This is a genomic window from Citrobacter sp. TBCS-15, assembly GCF_005280815.1.
GTDB classification, from domain to species: domain Bacteria; phylum Pseudomonadota; class Gammaproteobacteria; order Enterobacterales; family Enterobacteriaceae; genus Citrobacter; species Citrobacter werkmanii.
This window is the reverse complement of record NZ_SZWK01000128.1, coordinates 1-465: the sequence shown is the minus strand read 5'-3', so window position 1 is coordinate 465 and position 465 is coordinate 1. Positions and strand designations below refer to the sequence as shown.

1 protein-coding gene is annotated in these 465 nt (G+C 37.2%); it reads left to right on the top strand.

Annotation, left to right across the window (positions count from 1 at the left end; genetic code table 11):
* Window positions 1-465, top strand: a 465-nt coding sequence (locus FDW96_RS11825; protein ID WP_137365738.1) for a hypothetical protein, incomplete at both ends; no start/stop codon positions are given.

Sequence of the window (465 nt, the reverse complement as noted above, 5' to 3'; positions counted from 1 at the left end):
AGAGCTACACAAAAAACTTAAAATTAAACAAACGCTTGACAACTATGTACGCAACACAAATAAAAAATATAAACATAACTTTGTGGCTGATGAAATTCTTGGCGAGGGAATGGCTAAACTGATCGAGCTTAATACACAAGGCAAACTTGGACGACATGCACAGCAAATTGCTTATATTAACCATAATTTGAGCTTACAGCGACAAAAGGAACAACTGGAACAAGTTAACGAACGACTTGCTAAACGTGCTGAGAAAGCCCAAAAATTGCTTGACACGGAACTTCTGAAAGATAGCTACATCGAAACGCTTGAAATGTTTAGTAAATACCATTCAGCAAAATATAATATGTGGGACGAACCAGAAACTCCAACTAAAGTGATTGAGTTCATGGAAAAGAATGGAGTTAAACAAGGTAAATGGCTACGTCCTGAAGGAGTTGACGCTTGGTTCAAAGAACGAATCAT